An 18,788-nucleotide genomic window follows, 5' to 3' on the forward strand; every position below is an offset into this window, starting at 1 on the left:
TTGTATGACAAGCGGCAGAAATGCACGCGGAAGTACTGGATTATGTCGGCTGCGCACGCACCGATTGCATCAGCCATTTGCCGTGCATCGGGCCTGCCTGCTCCGCCGCCGGGGCCTGCCGAGACCAGACATCGCCGGCTGGCGTGGGACGGGCCGGACCACCGCTCCCGACTGGGCTGCGACGTCCGCATAGCGGCCTCGGGATAGCGCGACATACCTCCTTGTCCGTGTCGATGTGCGGTTTGGAAGCGGAGCCATACGGCGGGCCTGACGGTGGGATCGAAGGCCCGAAGCGGGGGGACGCGCGTCGGCCCGACCGTTGCCCATGTCCGGCGACGCCGTGTGGATTTTGCAGCCCATGCGCGCGCGGGGCCTGCCGCACCCCGTCATCGGCACGTGCTAACCGGAAGAGTCTGCCAACCGGGAGAGTCTATAGCCCACGCGGCGATCGGCGCACGCGGCGCCCCACACTCGCCCGAAAGCCCAGCGAAGGCTGCGCGTCCCCGTCCCGGAACCCGCGATGAAACCGTCCCTGCCCCTCCTCGCCGCCTGTGCGACGCTCCGGATCCTGCCGGCGGCCGCGACGTCCTACGAGTTCGTGCCCGCGCCGCAGACCGACCTGAACCGCATGTACCGGGTCGACAAGGTGACCGGCGAGGTCACGTCCTGCCAGTACGGGCTTCAGGAATCGGCCGGCGGCATCGGCCAGACGGTCTGCTTCGGAGCCGGCGAGGGGGCCGGCCCCCAGACCCCGTCGGAATACGGGCTGGTGGCGAGCCGGCACACCCGCGAGGCCGGCGTGTTCCGGGTCAATTACCGGACCGGCGAGATGAGCATCTGCTTCGTGCTGGTGAAGAAGGAGCAGGTCGTCTGCACCCAGCAGGGCAAGCCCGGAGCCGAGGGCGCGTCCGATGCGCCGCTGACTGGCCCCGCGCCTGGCCGGGCCGGGGCCAGCGCCACGCCCGCGCAGGGCGTGCGCCCGTGACGCGGCATGCGCGGCCCGGGCGTTCCGGTCGGCCCGGTCCCGTGCTAGGGGCCGCGCGATCTTGGCGGAAAGGCCGGCCCCCTATGACATGCGCCGTGACGTGCGCCCTCTCCCTCCACCGCGCCGCCCGGGCGCTCCCCCGGTGAGCGGGCCGGACCTGCGCCGGGCCGCGGCGGTGCGCGCCCTCGATCTCGTCGAGCCCGGGATGCGGCTCGGCCTCGGCACCGGATCCACCGCCGCGGCCTTCGTGGCGCTGCTCGGCGAGCGGGTCCGCGACGGGCTCGACATCCTCGGCGTGCCGACCTCGGAGGCGACGCGCGCCCAGGCCCAGGGCCTCGGCATCCGCCTCGCGACCCTCGACGAGCAGCCGGAGCTCGACCTGACCATCGACGGCGCCGACGAGGTCGACGACCAGCTGCGCCTGATCAAGGGCGGCGGCGCGGCGCTCCTGCGGGAGAAGATCGTCGCCTGCGCGAGCCGCCGCATGGTGGTGATCGCCGACGCGGCCAAGCGGGTGGCGCGGCTCGGCGCCTTCCCGCTGCCAATCGAGGTCAACCCCTTCGGCCTCGCCGCCACCCATCGGGCCGTCGAGGCCGCCGTCGCGGGTGCAGGCTGCACGGGCGCGGTCCGGCTGCGCCGCCAGCTCGACGGCGCGCCGCTCGTCACCGATGGCGGCCACCACATCTTCGACGCGCATCTCGGCGCGATCCCCGATCCCGAGGCCCTCGGCGCCGCGCTCTGGGCGGTGCCGGGCGTCCTCGAGCACGGCCTGTTCCTCGGCATCGCCGACGCGGCGATCCTGGCGGCCGCCCGGGAAGGTCGGGCCGACATCACCGTTCTCGGCAGCCTCGCCTGAGGCGCCGCTCTCCTCGCCGGCCATCCTCGCAAGAAAGTCCAGCATGTCCCGACGCCTCACCGCCGCGCTCGGCCTCGCGCTCCTGGCGCTCCCCTCCGCGGCCCTCGCCCAGAAGCCCGCGCCCGCCAAGCCGGCGGCACAGCCCGCGACCCCGGCCGCCAACACGCCGGCATCGGCCTTCACCCCGAGCCACCTCGCGCTCGCCCGGGAGGTGATGCTCTCTTCCGGCATCGCCCGCTCGTTCGATTCGGTGCTGCCGGCCTTCGCCGACCAGATCCGCAAGCAGACGGTGACCCGGCCGGAGCTCGCCAAGGACCTCGACGAGGTTCTGGTGTCGCTGCAACCCGAGATGGAGCTGCAGAAGCAGCGCATGATCGACATCGCGGCGCGCACCTACGCGTCGAAATTCTCGGAGGCCGAGTTGAAGGAGATCGCGACCTTCTTCCGCTCGCCCGCCGGCAAGCACTACGTGGAGGCGCAGCCGCAGCTCCTCGACGAGATGGTCCAGGAGATGCAGGACTGGACGCAGGACGTGTCGGAATACGTAATGGTCCGCGTCCGCGCCGAGATGGGCAAGCGCGGGCACCAGATGCAGTGACGGAATCCGCTCCCACGCGGATCATCGTGACGACCGCACCATGAGCGCGGCCGGCCGCCTCTACGCGGCGGGCGGGGTCTTCCTCGCCGCCATGCCGCTCGCGATGGTGCTGGCCAACCGGTCGAGCCCGCTGGTGGTCGGTCTGGCGGCGCTCGCCTTCCTGGCCGGGCGCGCGGTGGAGGACCGCCACGGTCTGGCGCGCCGGATCCTCACGCCGCTCGCCGATCCGCTGGCCGGGGCGGCGCTCGCATTCCTCGCCTGGGGCCTCGTCTCGCTCGCCTGGAGCCCGGTCCCGGCCGCCTCTCTGCGGGTGGCGGGCGAGTTCCTGCCGGCGCTGGCGGGGGCCTACCTCCTGGCCTGTCTGGCGCCGGGGCGGATCCCGCCCTTCGCGCCCCGGCTCGGGGTTGCGGCGATCGCGCTGGCCGGCCTGGTGATCGCGGGGGATCTCGCGGCCGGTCTGGCCCTGGAGCGGGCCCTGGGGCACCGGGCCGCCGCCTTCGTGCACAACCGTCCGGCCCTGACCCTGGATCTCGTGGCCGGCCCCCTCGCGCTGGTCCTGTGGCGCGGGCGCACCCGCGGCCTCGCGGTCGCGACGCTGGCCTTCGCGGCCCTCGGCGTGCTGCGCTCGATCAGCGGCGCCGCCCAACTCGGCCTGCTCGCCGGCGCCGCATTGTTCGCGGTGACCCGCCTGCTGCCCCGGCGCGCCGGCATCGGCCTCGCGGGCCTCGGCCTCGGCCTCGCCGTGGCGCTGGCCCCGGTGGAGGGCGACCTCCTCGCCCGCACCATGCCGGAGGCGGCCCATGAGCGCCTGGTGCAATCCTCCTCCCGGGCGCGGGTCGCCATCGCCCGCAGCTTCGGCGCCGCCGTGGCGGCCGATCCCTGGCGCGGGGCGGGCTTCGGCACGAGCGCGCGTTTCGCCGAGACGCCCGCGGCGCAGGCGGTGCCCCCCGAGATGCGGGTGCTCCTCGGGGTCGGGCATCCGCACAACAGCTTCCTCCAGGTGTGGGTCGAGCTGGGCCTGCCCGGCGCGGTGCTCGCGGCGCTGACCCTCATGCTGATGCTCGCCCGCATCGCCCGGCTGCCGCAGCCGGACCGGGCAACGGCGCTCGCCCTCGTGGCCGGGGCGGCGGCCATCGCCTTCGTGGAGCATAACGGCTGGGCGGCGTGGTGGACGGCGGGCCTCGGCGCTGCCATCTCGTGGCTGCGCGAGGCGGCCCGGACCCGCGCCGAGACGAGCCCCGGGAGGGACGGATCCGCATGAGCGATTTCGACACCGACCTCTTCGTCATCGGCGGCGGCTCCGGGGGCGTGCGCGCGGCGCGGATCGCGGCGGGCTACGGCGCCCGGGTGATGCTGGCCGAGGAATACCGGGTCGGGGGCACCTGCGTGATCCGCGGCTGCGTCCCGAAGAAGCTGATGGTCTATGCCGGACGCTTCGCCGACGAGTTCGCGGACGCCGCCGGCTTCGGCTGGACGGTGGGGACGCCGCACTTCGATTGGGCCACCCTCAAGCGCCGCCGGGACGCCGAGGTCACCCGCCTCGAAGGGATCTACGACGCCAACCTGATCCGGGCCGGCGTCGAGATCGTGCCGGAGCGGGCGGTGATCGTGGATCCGCACACGGTGCGTCTGGTCGCGTCGGACCGGACGGTCCGGGCAGAGCGGATCCTGGTCGCGGTCGGTGCCCATCCGGTGAAGGAGCCCGCGGTGCCCGGCATCGAACTGGCGATCACCTCGAACGAGGTGTTCGAGCTGGAGAGCCTGCCGGAGCGCATCCTGGTGATCGGCGGCGGCTACATCGCGGTGGAGTTCGCCGGCGTGTTCGCGGCGCTCGGGAGCGCCACGACCCTGCTGCACCGGGGCGACAGGCTGCTGCGCGGCTTCGACGACGAGGTCCGCGACGCCCTCGCCGAGGCCTACGGCCACCGGATGGCCCTGCGGCTCGGCCGCACCCTCCTGGGCATCGAGCGGCGGGAGGGCGGCCTGTGCGCACGCCTCGACGACGGCAGCGAGATCCTGGCCGATCAGGTGCTGGTCGCCACCGGCCGGCGGCCCAACGTCGGCGGCCTCGGCCTCGACCGGGTCGGGATCGACCTCGACGGCGCCGGCGCGATCCCGGTGGACGCCTATTCGCAGACCAAGGTCCCGTCGATCTACGCGGTCGGCGACGTCACCAACCGCGCCAACCTGACCCCGGTGGCGATCCGCGAGGGCCACGCCTTCGCCGACACGGTCTACGGCGGCAGGCCGACCTGCGTGGATCACCGCCTGATCCCGACGGCGGTGTTCTCGACCCCCGAGATCGGCGTCGTCGGCCACAGCGAGGCCGCCGCCCGCGAGGTCTACGGGACGATCGACGTCTACAAGGCGCGCTTTCGCCCGATGAAGGCGACGCTGTCGGGCCGCGAGGAGCGGATCCTGATGAAGGTGATCGTCGATTGCGCCACCGACCGGGTAGTGGGCGTCCATATCTTCGGCCACGATGCCGGCGAGGTGATCCAGGCGGTGGGCATCGCGGTGACCCTGGGCGCCACCAAGGCCAATTTCGACCGGACCATCGCGGTCCACCCGACGGCGGCCGAGGAACTGGTGACGATGCGGGTTCCGGAGGTCACCAAGCATCCGGTCGGCGTCGGCTGAGGGCTCTCCACCCCCCGGGGCCTCGACGCCGTGCCCGACCGAGCCATATCAGGGGGATGGGCAAGCAGGGCGCAGGCAAGGGACGCGGCGAGGACGACGCGCACGCACGGCGGCAGGCCATCATCGATGGCCTGCTGGCGGACGCCCTGCGCCCGGCCTTCCACCGACCCCCGAGCCACGAGGGGCTGCCCCCCGACATCCGCCGCGCCATCGATCAGTTGCTCGCCAAGGCGGAGGCCCAGCGCAGCCGCTGCCTGACCTACGACGATCTGGAGGAGGCCCTGCCGCCCCGGGACGTCTCCGCGGAGGATCTGGAAGCGATCTTCTGGATCCTCGCCGAGCACGGGATCGAGGTCGAGGACGGCGAGGCCTGAGGCCGGGGCGCGCCAGCCCCTCGCATTCCGACACTCGTCAGCCCAGGGGAACCTCTCTATAAGCCGCGCTTCGCGCGAAGCGCGGTCGCACGAAAGGTGCGCGGAGAAGAGGCCATGGGCGAGCGTTGGACACCGAAGAGCTGGAGACACCTGCCGATCGAGCAGGTCCCCGCCTATCCGGACACGGCCGCCCTGGGTGCCGTTGAGTCGCAGATCGCGAGCTTTCCGCCGCTGGTCTTTGCCGGTGAGGCCCGCAAGTTGAAGGCGGCCCTGGCGCGCGTTTCCGCGGGCCAGGCGTTCCTCCTCCAGGGCGGCGACTGCGCCGAGAGCTTCGACGAGCATTCCGCCGACAACATCCGCGACTTCTTCCGGGTGTTCCTGCAGATGGCGATGGTGCTGACCTTCGCGGGCGGCTCGCCGGTGGTGAAGGTCGGGCGCATCGCCGGGCAGTTCGCCAAGCCGCGCTCCTCGCCCACCGAGACCCTCGAGGGCGTGAGCCTGCCGAGCTACCGGGGCGACATCGTCAACGGCATCGGCTTCTCGGAGGAGGCCCGGATCCCGGATCCCCGGCGCCAGCTCGAAGCCTACCGGCAATCGGCCGCGACCCTGAACCTGCTGCGCGCCTTCGCCACCGGCGGATACGCCAATCTGGAGAACGCGCATCGCTGGATGCTGGGCTTCGTGAAGGATTCGCCGCAATCCTCGCGCTACCAGGACGTGGCCGGCCGGATGACCGACGCCCTCGACTTCATGCGCGCCATCGGCATCAACCCGGAGACCCATCCGGAGGTGCGGACCACCGATTTCTACACCAGCCACGAGGCCCTGCTGCTCGGCTACGAGGAGGCGCTGACCCGCGTCGATTCGACCACCGGCGACTGGTACGCAACCTCCGGGCACATGCTCTGGATCGGCGACCGGACCCGGCAGCCCGACCATGCCCATGTCGAGTACGCCCGCGGCATCCGGAACCCGATCGGCCTGAAATGCGGCCCGTCCATGAAAGCGGACGGGCTGATCCGGCTGATCGACCTGCTCAACCCGGAGAACGAGCCGGGCCGCCTGAGCCTGATCTGCCGCTTCGGGGCCGACAAGGTCGGCGAGCACCTGCCGGCCCTGATCCGCGCCGTCGAGCGGGAGGGCCGCACGGTGGTGTGGATCTGCGATCCGATGCACGGCAACACCGTGGCGGCGGGCCGCTACAAGACCCGGCCGTTCGAGCGGGTGATGCAGGAGATCGAGATGTTCTTCGGCGTCCACCGGGCCGAGGGCACGATCGCCGGTGGCATCCACCTGGAGATGACCGGCAAGGACGTGACCGAGTGCACGGGCGGCGCCCGGGCCCTGACGGCCGACGACCTGCAGGACCGCTACCACACCTACTGCGACCCGCGCCTCAACGCCGAGCAGGCCCTGGAGGTGGCGTTCCGCACGGCGGAGTTGGTGAAGGCCGAGCGCAGCCACGTGGAGGCCCCGCGCCTCGACGCGGCGGAGTAGGACACGGGAACCACGTCTCCCTCCTCCCTATGCGGGGGAGGGTAGGCGCGCGACCCTTCTGGACTGGCATAGCCGCCGGCCACGCGATGACCCCAAACGCGGAGCGCGAATCCGCCCCCCGCTCCGTCCTCAAGCGATCGCCCGGCTGGCGCCGTTCCAGCGGCTGATCACGGCGGCGACCTCCGAGACGGGGACCGGGCGGCTGAACAGGTAGCCCTGGACTTCGTCGCAGCCCTCGGCGCGCAACCGGGCGAGCTGCGCCTCGGTCTCCACGCCCTCGGCGGTGGTGGTCATGCCGAGGCTCGCGCCCAACCCGATCACCGCCCGGACGATGAAGTCGGTCCCGTCCTTGATGCAGAGATCGCGCACGAACGACTGGTCGATCTTGATCTTGTCGAAGGGGAAGCTGCGCAGGTAGCTGAGCGACGAGTAGCCGGTGCCGAAATCGTCCATGGCGACGCGCACGCCCAGCGCCTTGAGGCTGTGGAGGACCGCCGTGGCGGCGCCGGGATTGGCCACCAGGACCGATTCGGTGATCTCCAGCTCCAGCCGCCGGCCGGGCAGGCCGGTCCGCCGCAGGGCCTCTCGCACCACGTTCACGAGGCTCGCAGAGGTGAACTGAACCGCCGAGACGTTCACTGCGACCTTCAGGCCGTCCGGCCAGCGGGCGGCCTCTTCGCAGGCCCGGCGCAGCACCCACTCGCCGAGCGGCACGATCAGGCCGAGTTCCTCTGCGATCGGGATGAACTCGGCCGGCGAGATGAAGCCGCGGACCGGGTGGTTCCAGCGCAGCAGGGCCTCGAATCCGCAGACCCGGTCGGCATCGAGGCTGTAGATCGGCTGGTAGTAGACCTCGAACGCTTCCCGGGCGAGGGCGTCGCGTAGGTCCCGCTCCAGGATCCGCCGCGCCTGGAGGCGGGCATCCATCTCGGGCTCGAAGAACCGGAACGAGCCCCGCGCCTCGGTCTTGCCGCGGTCGAGGGCGACCTCGGCGTTCTTCAGGAGCTTCTCGCAGCTCGTCCCGTCGCTCGGCGCGAGGGTGATCCCGATGGTCAGCCCGACGCTGATCTCGTGGCTGCTCAGGCTGTAGGGCGCGCCCACCACCTCGATGATGCGCCGGGCGAGCACCGCGGCATCCTCCGGCCGGTCGATGCCGCGCTGGATGACGATGAACTCGTCGGCGCCGAGGCGGGCGACGCAGTCGATCTCGCGCACGCAGGCGGTGAGCCGGTTCGCCACCGCGGCGAGCAGCTCGTCCCCGACCCCGTGCCCCAGGGTCTCGTTGACCGGCCGGAAATCGTCGAGATCGATGGCGAAGACCGCGAAGCCGTGGTCGCGCCCCGCCTGGGCGACCGCCATCTCGATCTGCTGGCCGAGGGCGATCCGGTTCGGCAGGCCGGTGAGCATGTCGTGATGGGCCAGGAAGGCGATGCGGGCCTCGGCGTGCCGCCGCTCGGTGACGTCCTCGTAGGTGGCCACGAAGCCGCCATCGGCGGTCTTGCGCCGCTCGATGGCCACGATGCGCCCGTTGCACAATTCCTGGAAATGCGTGTGCCAGGCTCCCCCGTGGAAGGCCTCGCGCTGCTGGCGCAGCAACGTCTCGATGTCACAACCCGGATGGTTGCCGGCCAGGAGGCTGGCGTTCATGACCTCGACGGCGCTCATCCCGGGCGCGACCGCCTGGCAGGGCAGCCCGTAGATCTCGCTGTAGCGCCGGTTGACCACCATCAAGCGATCCTGCGCGTCGTAGAGGCACAGCCCCTGGGACATGTTGTCGAGGGCGGCGTCGAGGCGAAGGTTGGTCTCGGTCAGCCGATCCTCTTGCTCCTTCAGCAGGCTGATGTCGCTGCACACCGCGATGAAGCCGCCCTGCTGGGTGGCGCTGCGGCTCACCCGCAGCCATCGCCCGTCCGCCAGCCGGATATCGCCGTCGCGGGCCAGGGCCCGGAAGCAATCCCCGAGCGTTTCCGGTGCGCCGGTCTCCGGGCCGCCGGCATGGCCCCAGACGGAGACCCCGGCCTCGATAGCCTCACCCAGCCCTTCGAAGAAGCGCTGGGCCTGGGCATTGGCGAGGGCGATCCGGCCGGCAGCGTCGACGACGACCACGCCCTCGCGGGAGGTCTGGAGCGCGTCCGTGACCAGGGACTCGGCGCGGCGGCGCTGGCTGACCTCGCGGGCCATCATCGCGTGGATGTTGTCGCGCATCACCGCCATGGACCGCAGCAGGCTGCCGAGCTCGTCGCGGCCCCCCGCGGGGATGCGATCATCGAGGCGGCCGCTGGCGATGCGCTCCGCGGCCCGCGAGGCCGCGGCCAGCGGTCCGGTGATGCGCCGGTTCAGCAGCCAGGCGACCAGCGCGCAGACGACGGTCGCCAGCGCCGCCGCGATGGCGTTGACGCGCATCTCCCGGACCACCAGCGTGCGCGCCGCCTGCCGGAACGTGAAGCCGTCGCCGGCCGTGTAGTTGACGAGCATGTCGATCTGGCTGTCGACCACGCTGGCCTGCTGATCCAGGGCGTCCCAGCGCTCGGGGCGGGCCGTGGCGGGATCCAGGGCGCGGCGCGTCTCCTCCCAGGCCGAGACCGCCGCCTGGACCGCGCCCGCGGTCCGCACCGCCCGGTCGGACTGGGACCGCTCCACCGCGATCGTCAGATCCTCGGCCAGCGTCGTCGACAGATCGGCGATCTCGGCGTTCAATTTCGCCGTCTCGGCCTCGCCGCGCAGGTGCATCCGCCGGGCGAAGGCCGTGCGCATCTTGGCGAAATCCGCCGCGGTCGCCCGGGCGTAATTGATGGACATCAGCGACTCGTCGTAGGTCCGATTGACCAGAGTGCCGATGTGCGCGATCGCGACCACCGCGTAGAGCCCGAGGGCGCCCGACAGCAGGCTCATGCTCAGGAAGGCGACGAAGATCCGGCCCCGGACGGTGGTGAAGAACCCCAGCATCCCACGCGCGATACCTGACGGCCTCATCGGGGACCTGTCCTCCTGAGCCGTCTCGGGGTCTTGCATCGCACCGGCCGCCGCGCCACACGTGCAACGATCTGTAGTTGCAACATGTTAAGAGGCACTTAGTTCGCAGCCCTGGCAATTCGATTCCGTGGCGCGTGCGAATACCGGTCGATGCGCGAATATCGCTCGATCGCATACAAAATCCAGCTTCGGAAAATGATTTCTCAAGGAAATCTGTGCGATCATGGCATCCGGAAACCGAGGGATCACATGTCCGCCTCCGAATCCCGGATCGTTTCAAGCTTGAATTGGCGCGCCGCGCTCCCGGCGGTGCTGGCCCTGGCATTGGGCGCGACCTGCGGATTGCTGATCACCGATCGGCTCCAGGCCTCCGCCATCGCGGTGTCCCAGAAGGGCCGGATGTTCCATCCCGACAACCTCGCGGTCGCCCGCGGCGAAGTCGTCACGTTCGTCAACGACGACAGCGACCTGCTGCACCACGTCTTCGTCGAGTCCGACACGTTCAACTTCGATTCCGGGGATCAGGAACCGGGCAGCCGCACGCCGATCACCTTCACCGAGCGCGGCACCTTCCAGGTTCTGTGCGGCATTCATCCCAAGATGAAGCTCGTCGTCCGGGTAAATTGACGGTTCCCGGACCGGTCAGCGCTGGGCCGAACGCATCGGCGTGGGCTCCGGCGCCGGTTTCAGCCGCTCGATCGCCTGGCCGTCGCGGAGTTCCGGGGGCGGGCTGTAGACGATGCGGCTGTCGGCCGAGAGGCCGGATTCGAGCTCGATCGTGCGTCCGAGATCGCGCCGCACCTTGACGGTCCGCCACGTCACCCGGTCGTCGTCGCCGACCTGGGCGACCTGGAGCCCCTTGCTGTTGAACACCGTCGCCTCCGCGGGCACCGAGACCGCAGGCTCGGTGCGCGGGATCTTCAGGGTCACGTAGGCGTAGAGCCCGGCCCGCAGCACCCGGTCGGGATTGGGCACGTCCACCTGCGTGGTCAGGGTGCGCGAGGCGGCATCCAGGGCGACGGAGCTGCGCTCCACGAAGCCGTCGAAGGACCGGCCCGGGAGCTGCGGCACCGTGATCACCGCCTTGACGCCGGGCTTGACCCCGACCGCGTCGTTCTGCGGCACGTTCACGGTGATGCGCAGGGTGCTGTCCTGATCGATGCTCAGGAGCGGCGTGCCGCCGTTGTCGGCCCGGACGAGATCGCCGACATCGACGTTGCGGGTCGTGACGACCCCGTCGAAGGGCGCGACCACCCGCTCGAACGCCGCGAGCGCCTTGAGCCGGTCGACGACGGCGTCCTGCGACTTGATGTTGGCGGTCGCCACCTTCACGCCGGCCTCCGCGGCTGCAAGGGTCGCCGCCTGCGAGAGGACGCCGGCCTGCGACGTGTCGGCGTTCTGCCGGGAGGCCCAGCCCTGCACCGCGAGCGTCGTGGTCCGGTTGTTGGTGAGGTTGGCGAGGTTCACGTTGGCGCGGGCCTGCTCGACCTGCGCCTGCGCCTGCAGGAGTTGCGCCTTCAGCTGGCCGACCTGCGCCTCGGCCTGGGCGAGCTGCTGGTCGAGATCCGGGGCGGCGATCCGCAGGAGCAGGTCTCCGGCCTTGATCCGCGATCCGATATCGACCCGGCGCTCGGCGATGTAACCGGTCGCCCGGGCCGCGATCGCCGCCGTGGTGAAGGCCTGCATCTCCCCCGGGAGCACGAGATCGATCGGCCCCTCCGCCCGCTCGGCCGTGACCGTGCGCACCTGCGGGACGAGGGTCGTGATCCGCTCCAGCGTCGCCGTCGCCGCCACGTCCCGCTGCCAGTGGCCGTAGGCGCCCCAGGCCAGCAGCCCGACGCCGACGAGGCCGACCAGGAGGAACGGGACTATGCCGGGGGGCGGGGGTACGTCGCGCGCCGCGTCCTGGGCCATCATCGCTCGGCTCTCCGCCCGGCGCCCGCCGACGCCGCCGCGACGGTAGCGGTCAACGGCAGCGCCCGCCAGAGCGGGCTTTGCCGCAGTGCCGTCTACGCGGTGCGCGGGCCGGCCAGGCGCAGGTCCCGGCTGAGGCGCTTGTGCAGGTGGACCATCAGGGCGATCCCGAAGAGCGGCGTCAGCAGGTTGAGGATCGGCACCACCATCAGCGCCGAGAGCAGGCAGCCGGCACCGAGCGTCCGGACCGAGAAGGCGCGGCGCATCGCGGCCGCCTCGGGCAGGGGCCGGAACCGGGCCGCCGCCATCTCGAAATACTCGCGGGCGAGCAGATAGGCGTTGGCGGCGAAGAAGGCCGCGATCCCGATCACCGGGACGAAGAAGATCACCAGAGCCGCGAGGTTGACGAGCAGCGCCACCCCGGCGAAGCGGACCGTGTAGAGCATCGCGGTGCCGAACGGCATGGCCCGGCCCGGCGGCTCCCCGGGGAAATCCGTCCGCTCGACGATCTCGGCCGCGTCGTCGAGGAAGAAGCCCGCCACCAGGATCGAGACCGCCGGCATCAGGTAGGCGAGCACCACGAACAGGCCGAAACCCGCCAGGTAGTAGGCGAGGCTGTCGAGGATCGGGTACTGGGACGAGATGTGATGGCTCGCCTGGAACGCCTGGACCAGCCGGGTCAGGCCGAGCCAGACCAGGACCAGGAGCCCGAGCGTCAGGCCGAGGGATTTCCAGAGGATCGCCCGCATCGGGGGCGAGAAGGTCTGGCGCAAAGCCGCCGTCGCGGACTCGACGAGCATCGGGTGCGGATTCCGGTCGCCGCCGGGCGCGGCGCCGGCGGATGTGGAGCGGTGCGGCCGGCGGCGCAAGGCTGCGGGTGAAGCAGCGCGGGTGAGGGACGGGGAGCGCACGTGCAGGACCAGAGGCGACAGGATGCGGGGCGAGGGGTCTCGCCGGATCCGCGGGCGGCCGGGGATCGCAGCGCCGACCCGCCCCGCGCGCCCGCCTACCGGCCCCGGCTCGCGCCGCTGCCGGACGATCCGGAGGTGCTGGTGATCGGGGCCGGGGCGGCGGGGATCGGCGCGGCGCGGACGCTCGCGGCCCGGGGGGTGGCGGTGGCGGTGCTGGAGGCCCGGGACCGTGTCGGCGGCCGCGCCCTGACGGTGACGCTGCGCGGCCACGCCCTCGACCTCGGCGCCCACTGGCTCCATGCCGGACCGATCAACCCCCTGGTGGCTCTGGGCCGGGCCCGCGGCGAGCGCCTGCGCCGGGCGGCGCAGGACAGCCATGTCTGGGTCGGGCGCCGGCCGGGACGGAGCGACGAGGTCCGCGCCAACGCCCGGGCCTTCGCCCGCGCGGACCACGCGATGACCCGCGGCGCCGCGCAGCCCGGGGCCGACCGTCCGGCCGCGCGCGCCCTGCCGCCGGGCCTCGGCCCCTGGGGCGCCCGGGTGGCGCAGGTCCATGGCCTGGTCTCGGGCCGGCCTCTGGGCGAGGTCTCGCTCCAGGACTTCCCCAGCATGGAGTACAGCGACAACTTCTTCCTCGCCGACGGCTACGGCAGCTATCTGGCCCGCCTCGCCGACGGGCTGCCGGTGGCGCTGGGGACCGCGGTGACGCGGGTCGACTGGTCGGACCGCCGCGTCCGCCTGACCACCGCCGGCGGCCGGGAATACCGGGCGCGGGCGGTGATCGTCACCGTGCCGATGATGGTGCTGCGCGACGGGCCGGCCTTCACCCCGCCGCTGCCGAATGCCGTGCGTGCCGCCATCGACGGCTTCACCACCGGGATCTACGAGCACGCGGTGCTGCACTGGCCGTCGAGCCCGTTCCGCGGCCGCGACCGTCTGGCGGCGATCCACGGGAGGCGCCACACGCCCCCGGGCCTGCTCACCCGCATCGACGGCACGCCGTTCCATTACTACGAACTCGACCTGCACGAGGCCGCGGCCCTGGACGCCGCCGGGGCCGGGGCGGACGGGGTCCGCCGGCACGTGCGGGCGGTCCTGGGCGATCTGTTCGGGGCGGCACGCCTGCGCGACCTGACCATCCCGGCGGTGAGCGCGTGGCGCCACGACCCATGGTCCCGGGGCTCCTGGGCCGTGGTCCCGCCAGGCCACGCGCCGGCCCGGCAGAGCCTGCACGCGCCCGTGGGCGACACGGTCTGGTTCGCCGGGGAGGCGCTCTCCCGGGAGCAATGGGGCACGGTGGGGGGGGCCTACGCCGAGGGGTCGCGGGCCGCGGAGGCGGTCGCCGAGCGTCTCCGATCGGGCACGGCCTAAGGCACGCGCACCGCCCGGACAGCCGGGCGGCTTGCGGGCGATCCAGCGGACGGGCATCCCCCGAGCCATCGGCAAGGGGGACGACCATGGATTGGATCGAGGCGATCGGCTACCTCGGCACGGCACTGACGATCTCGGCCACCGCCATGAGCACGATGATCCCCTTACGGATCATCTCCCTCTGCGCGAGCTGCGCGGTGATCATCTACGGATCGCTGATCGGCAGCATGCCGGTGGTGCTCACCGAGCTGATCCAGATGCCCTTCAACGCCTATCGGCTCTGGCAGATGCTGCGCCTCGTCCGCGACGTCGAGACCGCCGCCGACGGCGATCTGTCCCTTGAATGGCTGCGCCCGTTCGGTTCGCGCCGCCCGTTCGGCACCGGCGAAGTCGTGTTCAAGAAGGGCGATACCGCGGACGAGATGTATTACGTCGAGAGCGGCGCGTTCCGGATCCCCGAGGTGGGCATCGAGGTGCGCGCGGGCGGGATCGTCGGCGAGTTGGGCCTGCTGTCGCCAGGCAACACGCGCACCGCCTCCCTGATCTGCACCGAGCCCGGCCACGCGTTGTGCGTGACCTATTCCGACGTCAAGCAACTCTACTATCAGAACCCCGAATTCGGATTCTATTTTCTCAAACTGACAAGCGAGCGCCTCTTCCAGGGCGTTCAAGGCATGAAACGCCCGAGTGTTACGGGCGACGTCATCTGACGCAATCCTGTCCGCGGGCCGCGTCGCCGGGCAGATCGTCTTGCGAAGTCAATGCACCCTACGTTATCTGGGCCGCGCAATCGGTTCGGCGGGGCGGGCATGGATTGGATCGAGGGGATCGGTTATCTCGGCACGGCCCTGGTGATCCTGTCGACGGCGATGACCACGATGATCCCCCTGCGGATCATCGGTCTCTCCGCAAGCTTCGCCCTGGTGACTTACGGGATCCTCATCGGCAGCATGCCGGTCGTCCTCACGGAACTGTTCGAGATCCCGTTCAACATCTACCGGCTGTGGCAGATGTTCCGTCTGGTCGGCGACGCGAAGAAAGCCGCCGCGGGGGACCTGTCCCTTGGCTGGCTGCGCCCGTTCGGGACGGAGCGGGCCTTCGGGGCGGACGAGACCGTGTTCCGTGCGGGCGATCCCGCTTACGAGATGTACTACATCGAGAGCGGCGTCTTCCGGGTCCCGGAGGTCGGGATCGCGGTGCGGGCGGGCGGGATCGTCGGCGAGTTGGGCCTGCTCGCGCCGGGCAACGCCCGCACGGCCTCGCTGATCTGCGAGGAGCCCGGCAAGGCCCTGTGCGTGACCTATTCCGACCTCAAGGCGCTGTACTACCAGAACCCGGACTTCGGCTTCTTATTCCTGAAGCTGACGACGGAGCGGCTGTTCCAGAGCGTCGAAGCCGCCAAGCGGCCAGTGGCGACCGCCGACGCCCTCTGAGAGAAGCGAACGCGTTGCCGGGACCCGGCCTTGTCAGAGCATGCTGGGCAGGATCCGGTCCGGCGGCCGGTGGCCGTCCATGAAGGTCTTGATGTTGATGATGACCTTCTCGCCCATGTCGATGCGGCTCTCGTAGGTCGCCGAGCCCATATGGGGCAGCAGCACGACCTTGCCCTGCCGGGCGAGCTTGACGAGCCGCGGGCTGACCGCCGGCTCCTGCTCGAACACGTCGAGGCCGGCCGCCGAGATCTCGCCGCCCTCGATCAACCGCGCCAGGGCGTTCTCGTCGATCACCTCACCGCGGGCGGTGTTTACCACCACCGCCTCGGGCTTGAGCAGCTTGAGACGCCGGGCCGAGAGCAGGTGGTAGGTCGCCGGCGTGTGCGGGCAGTTCACCGACACGATGTCGACCCGGGCGAGCATCTGGTCGAGGGATTCCCAGTAGGTGGCGTCCAGCGCGCCCTCGATGGCGGCCGGCACCCGGCGGCGGTTGTGGTAATGGACCTGGAGGCCGAAGGCCCGGGCGCGCTTGGCGAGCGCCTGCCCGATCCGGCCCATGCCGACGATCCCGAGGCGCTTGCCGGTGATGCGCCGGCCGAGCATCCAGGTCGGCGACCAGCCGGTGGTCCACTCGTCGTCGGGGATGATCCGCGCGCCCTCGGTGACCCGGCGGGCGACGGCGAGGATCAGCGCCATCGTCATGTCGGCGGTGTCCTCGGTCAGCACGCCCGGGGTGTTGGTGACCGTGATACCGCGCTCCAGCGCCGCCGCCACGTCGATGTGATCGACGCCGTTGCCGAAATTGGCGATGAGCCGGAGGTTCGGGCCGGCCTGGGCGATCAGCCCGGCATCGACCTCGTCGGTGACGGTGGGGACCAGGACGTCGGCCTCGCGCAGGGCCGCCGCCATCGCGTCCGCCGCCATGGGCGCGTCGTCGGAACTGAGGCGGACGTCGAACAGCTCGCGCATCCGCGTCTCGACTGCATCCGGCAGGCGCCGCGTCACGACCACCAGCGGCTTGCGCTTCGACACGTTTCTCTCCCCGTCAGCTCTGCGGCCGTAGCGGCGGCTCCCGGCCGGACCGCTTCACGCAAGCGTCCGTTAACCGAATTCGGCCAGACAGGACCAGTCACGCGGCGCCGATCCCGGAGCCTGGTCCGACCCATTCGCCTCTCTATCAGAGGTGGGCCGGAACACAATCTGATGCCGACGAAGCCGGCTTGCCGAAAGGCCTCGCCTGCGACAAGCCCGACAGCCACCATCCGCCGTCCGGACAGGGAGACGACCATGCGCGTGTCACGCCTCAGCCTCGCCGTCGCGGCGCTGCTGGCGGGGGGCTTCGCCACAGGCGCCCTGGCGGCGCCCGCCGCGCCCCCGGAGGCCGGGATCGGGCCGGTCACCAAGCTGCCGCTGCCGCGCTACGCCAGCCTGAAGACCGATCGCGTCAATCTGCGCGAGGGTCCGTCCAAGGATCACCGCACCCTGTGGGTGTTCCAGCGCGCCGGCCTGCCGGTGGAGATCGTGGGCGAGTTCGAGACCTGGCGCCGGATCCGCGACTCGGAGGGGACCGAGGGCTGGGTCCTGCACTCGCTGCTCTCGGGGCGGCGCACCGCCATCGTCAATGCCGGCCCCGACAAGGGTGTCGAGAAGGCCGCCATCTCGCTTCGGGCCAAGGCGGAGGACGGCGCCGAGGACGAGGCCCGGCTTCAGACCGGGGTGATCGGCAGCGTGAAGAGCTGCACCGGCGCGTGGTGCCGCCTGATCGTCGCCCTGCCGAACAAGCGGGACGTGGACGGCTACATCCGGCAGAACCGCCTCTGGGGGGTCTACCCGAACGAGGTCGTGGAGTAGGAGGTCCCGCAACGGCGCGGGGCCCGGACGATGCCGGGCCCCTGCGACGATCCTGCGATCCCGATCCTGCCGTGCCGGCTCAGCTCTGGCGGCGCCCGGCGGGCCGGCTGCGCCGCAGACGGACGATCACCTCGACCCCGGCAATCTCCATGCCCTCGGGGGCTTCGGGGAGCGAATCGACGGTGATGCCGCAATCGGGCATGTCGATCACCTGACCCTCATCCTCGAGGTAGAAGTGGTGGTGCTCGCTGGGGTTCGTGTCGAAATAGGCCTTCGACCCGTCGAGGGCGAGCTGGCGCAGCAGCCCGGCCTCGGTGAACTGGTGCAGGGTGTTGTAGACGGTGGCCAGCGAGACCGGCACCTTGGCGCGCATCGCTTCGTCGTAGAGCATCTCGGCCGTCAGGTGACGGTCGCCACGGCCGAACAGCAGCCAGCCCAGGGACAGGCGCTGCCGGGTCGGCCGCAGGCCCGCCCGGCGCAGACGATCGCGCAGGTCGGAGAGCGGGCAGCCGCGGCGCGGCGTGCCGTTGGCCTCCAGCTGCGGGGCAGGCACCCGCCCGTTGAAGATGGCCTGGAATGGCACCGGTTCGGACATCGCTGGACTGAACGCTCGACGAGGGGCCTGAGGAAGATTCTGACCAGTATATGGAACTGGCCATGCGGTCGCAACCCGAGCGTCACCGCGCCGACGGGGCCGCTCGCGGCTTTGAAGGTGCATCGCCGCGTGCTACCCCGCGCGCCACACAGCGGGGCGGAGGCCTTCGCCCGCGAGCGTGCCGCACCCGCGGCACATTCCGAGGAAACAACCCACGCAATGCCGCCAGACGCCGAAACCTCTGCCCCGAACGCGAGCCGCCGGACGCACTTCTCCTACGAGGACCTGCTGGCCTGCGGCCGCGGCGAACTCTTCGGAGCCGGGAACGCGCAACTGCCGCTGCCGCCGATGCTGATGTTCGACCGCATCACGTCGATCGGCGCCGAGGGCGGCGCCCACGGCAAGGGGCACGTGACCGCGGAACTCGACATCCGGCCCGACCTCTGGTTCTTCCCCTGTCACTTCCAGGGCGATCCCGTGATGCCCGGCTGCCTCGGGCTCGACGCCCTCTGGCAGATGCTCGGCTTCCATCTCGGCTGGCTCGGCGCCCCCGGGCGCGGGCGGGCCCTGGGCGTGGGCGAGGTCAAGCTCGCCGGTCAGGTCCTCCCGTCGATGAAGCGGGTGGTCTACAATGTCGACGTGAAGCGCGTCCGCCAGGGCAAGCTGGTGCTCGGCATCGGCGACGGCTGGCTTGAGGCCGACGGCGAGCGCGTCTACCAAGTCCAGGACATGCGCGTCGGCCTGTTCCAGAGCTGAGCGGGTCGGTTCGGGGGCGCCGGACGCAACGTCG

18 protein-coding genes are annotated in these 18,788 nt (G+C 71.4%); 13 read left to right on the forward strand and 5 right to left on the reverse strand.

From position 1 onward, the window contains the following. Positions 1-520: 520 nt before the first annotated feature. The 7 genes from AC3IF3_RS20105 to AC3IF3_RS20135 all read left to right on the forward strand — a co-directional run bounded on the left by AC3IF3_RS20105 (position 521) and on the right by AC3IF3_RS20135 (position 6,950). Positions 521-985 (forward strand): hypothetical protein, encoded by a 465-nt coding sequence (locus AC3IF3_RS20105; RefSeq protein WP_243967154.1) that lies wholly within the window; start codon positions 521-523, stop codon positions 983-985. A 142-nt stretch (positions 986-1,127) separates the two neighbouring features. Then, a complete protein-coding gene (rpiA, locus tag AC3IF3_RS20110) occupies positions 1,128-1,841 on the forward strand; it encodes a ribose-5-phosphate isomerase RpiA (RefSeq protein WP_489230028.1) in 714 nt (237 codons plus the stop codon). 43 nt (positions 1,842-1,884) lie between these two features. Then, the gene (locus tag AC3IF3_RS20115; protein WP_243967156.1) at positions 1,885-2,439 is read left to right on the forward strand and encodes a DUF2059 domain-containing protein; all 555 of its coding nucleotides are present in this window, start codon (positions 1,885-1,887) and stop codon (positions 2,437-2,439) included. A gap of 40 nt (positions 2,440-2,479) precedes the next feature. Continuing rightward, complete coding sequence (locus AC3IF3_RS20120) at positions 2,480-3,700, forward strand: O-antigen ligase family protein (RefSeq protein ID WP_489230030.1); 1,221 nt, start codon at positions 2,480-2,482, stop codon at positions 3,698-3,700. Beyond that, a complete protein-coding gene (gor, locus tag AC3IF3_RS20125; RefSeq protein ID WP_489230031.1) occupies positions 3,697-5,079 on the forward strand; it encodes a glutathione-disulfide reductase in 1,383 nt (460 codons plus the stop codon). Before AC3IF3_RS20120 ends, gor begins: the two co-directional genes overlap by 4 nt. A gap of 56 nt (positions 5,080-5,135) precedes the next feature. Further along, a complete protein-coding gene (locus AC3IF3_RS20130) occupies positions 5,136-5,453 on the forward strand; it encodes an RNA polymerase sigma factor region1.1 domain-containing protein (protein ID WP_489230032.1) in 318 nt (105 codons plus the stop codon). Positions 5,454-5,567: 114 nt separating this feature from the next. Next, positions 5,568-6,950: a class II 3-deoxy-7-phosphoheptulonate synthase gene (locus AC3IF3_RS20135; RefSeq protein WP_489230033.1), complete on the forward strand. Its 1,383-nt coding sequence runs from the start codon at positions 5,568-5,570 to the stop codon at positions 6,948-6,950. Between the two features lie 129 nt (positions 6,951-7,079). On the opposite strand, the gene AC3IF3_RS20140 is transcribed toward AC3IF3_RS20135, so the two are convergent. Further along, positions 7,080-9,923, reverse strand: a complete 2,844-nt coding sequence (locus AC3IF3_RS20140; RefSeq protein WP_489230034.1) for an EAL domain-containing protein — start codon at positions 9,921-9,923, stop codon at positions 7,080-7,082. A gap of 150 nt (positions 9,924-10,073) precedes the next feature. On the opposite strand from AC3IF3_RS20140, the gene AC3IF3_RS20145 reads away from it, so the two are divergent. After that, a complete protein-coding gene (locus AC3IF3_RS20145; RefSeq protein ID WP_243967163.1) occupies positions 10,074-10,550 on the forward strand; it encodes a cupredoxin domain-containing protein in 477 nt (158 codons plus the stop codon). Positions 10,551-10,565: 15 nt separating this feature from the next. On the opposite strand, the gene AC3IF3_RS20150 is transcribed toward AC3IF3_RS20145, so the two are convergent. Both AC3IF3_RS20150 and AC3IF3_RS20155 read right to left on the reverse strand, forming a co-directional pair. Beyond that, positions 10,566-11,840: an efflux RND transporter periplasmic adaptor subunit gene (locus AC3IF3_RS20150; protein ID WP_489230035.1), complete on the reverse strand. Its 1,275-nt coding sequence runs from the start codon at positions 11,838-11,840 to the stop codon at positions 10,566-10,568. 92 nt (positions 11,841-11,932) lie between these two features. Next, positions 11,933-12,637, reverse strand: a complete 705-nt coding sequence (locus tag AC3IF3_RS20155) for a sulfate transporter family protein (RefSeq protein WP_243967165.1) — start codon at positions 12,635-12,637, stop codon at positions 11,933-11,935. Positions 12,638-12,883: 246 nt separating this feature from the next. On the opposite strand from AC3IF3_RS20155, the gene AC3IF3_RS20160 reads away from it, so the two are divergent. The 3 genes from AC3IF3_RS20160 (at position 12,884) to AC3IF3_RS20170 (ending at position 15,552) form a co-directional block, all read left to right on the forward strand. Beyond that, positions 12,884-14,119, forward strand: a complete 1,236-nt coding sequence (locus AC3IF3_RS20160; RefSeq protein WP_489231346.1) for a flavin monoamine oxidase family protein — start codon at positions 12,884-12,886, stop codon at positions 14,117-14,119. Between the two features lie 86 nt (positions 14,120-14,205). Continuing rightward, positions 14,206-14,829 (forward strand): Crp/Fnr family transcriptional regulator, encoded by a 624-nt coding sequence (locus tag AC3IF3_RS20165; RefSeq protein WP_489230036.1) that lies wholly within the window; start codon positions 14,206-14,208, stop codon positions 14,827-14,829. Positions 14,830-14,928: 99 nt separating this feature from the next. After that, complete coding sequence (locus tag AC3IF3_RS20170; RefSeq protein ID WP_489230037.1) at positions 14,929-15,552, forward strand: Crp/Fnr family transcriptional regulator; 624 nt, start codon at positions 14,929-14,931, stop codon at positions 15,550-15,552. 33 nt (positions 15,553-15,585) lie between these two features. Here the strand turns inward: AC3IF3_RS20170 and AC3IF3_RS20175 are convergent, their stop codons facing one another. Beyond that, entirely contained in the window at positions 15,586-16,584 is a 999-nt protein-coding gene (locus AC3IF3_RS20175; RefSeq protein WP_243967643.1) for a 2-hydroxyacid dehydrogenase, read from the reverse strand. A gap of 255 nt (positions 16,585-16,839) precedes the next feature. On the opposite strand from AC3IF3_RS20175, the gene AC3IF3_RS20180 reads away from it, so the two are divergent. Then, positions 16,840-17,403 (forward strand): SH3 domain-containing protein, encoded by a 564-nt coding sequence (locus AC3IF3_RS20180; RefSeq protein WP_243967642.1) that lies wholly within the window; start codon positions 16,840-16,842, stop codon positions 17,401-17,403. 79 nt (positions 17,404-17,482) lie between these two features. Here AC3IF3_RS20180 and irr read toward each other — a convergent pair whose 3' ends face one another. After that, positions 17,483-17,998: a Fur family transcriptional regulator Irr gene (irr, locus tag AC3IF3_RS20185; RefSeq protein ID WP_243967641.1), complete on the reverse strand. Its 516-nt coding sequence runs from the start codon at positions 17,996-17,998 to the stop codon at positions 17,483-17,485. A gap of 219 nt (positions 17,999-18,217) precedes the next feature. On the opposite strand from irr, the gene fabA reads away from it, so the two are divergent. Beyond that, positions 18,218-18,754, forward strand: coding sequence for a 3-hydroxyacyl-[acyl-carrier-protein] dehydratase FabA (fabA, locus tag AC3IF3_RS20190; protein WP_243967639.1), 537 nt, complete (start codon positions 18,218-18,220; stop codon positions 18,752-18,754). The last annotated feature ends 34 nt before the right edge of the window (positions 18,755-18,788 follow it).

It is taken from the genome of Methylobacterium sp. J-118 (genome assembly GCF_057836565.1).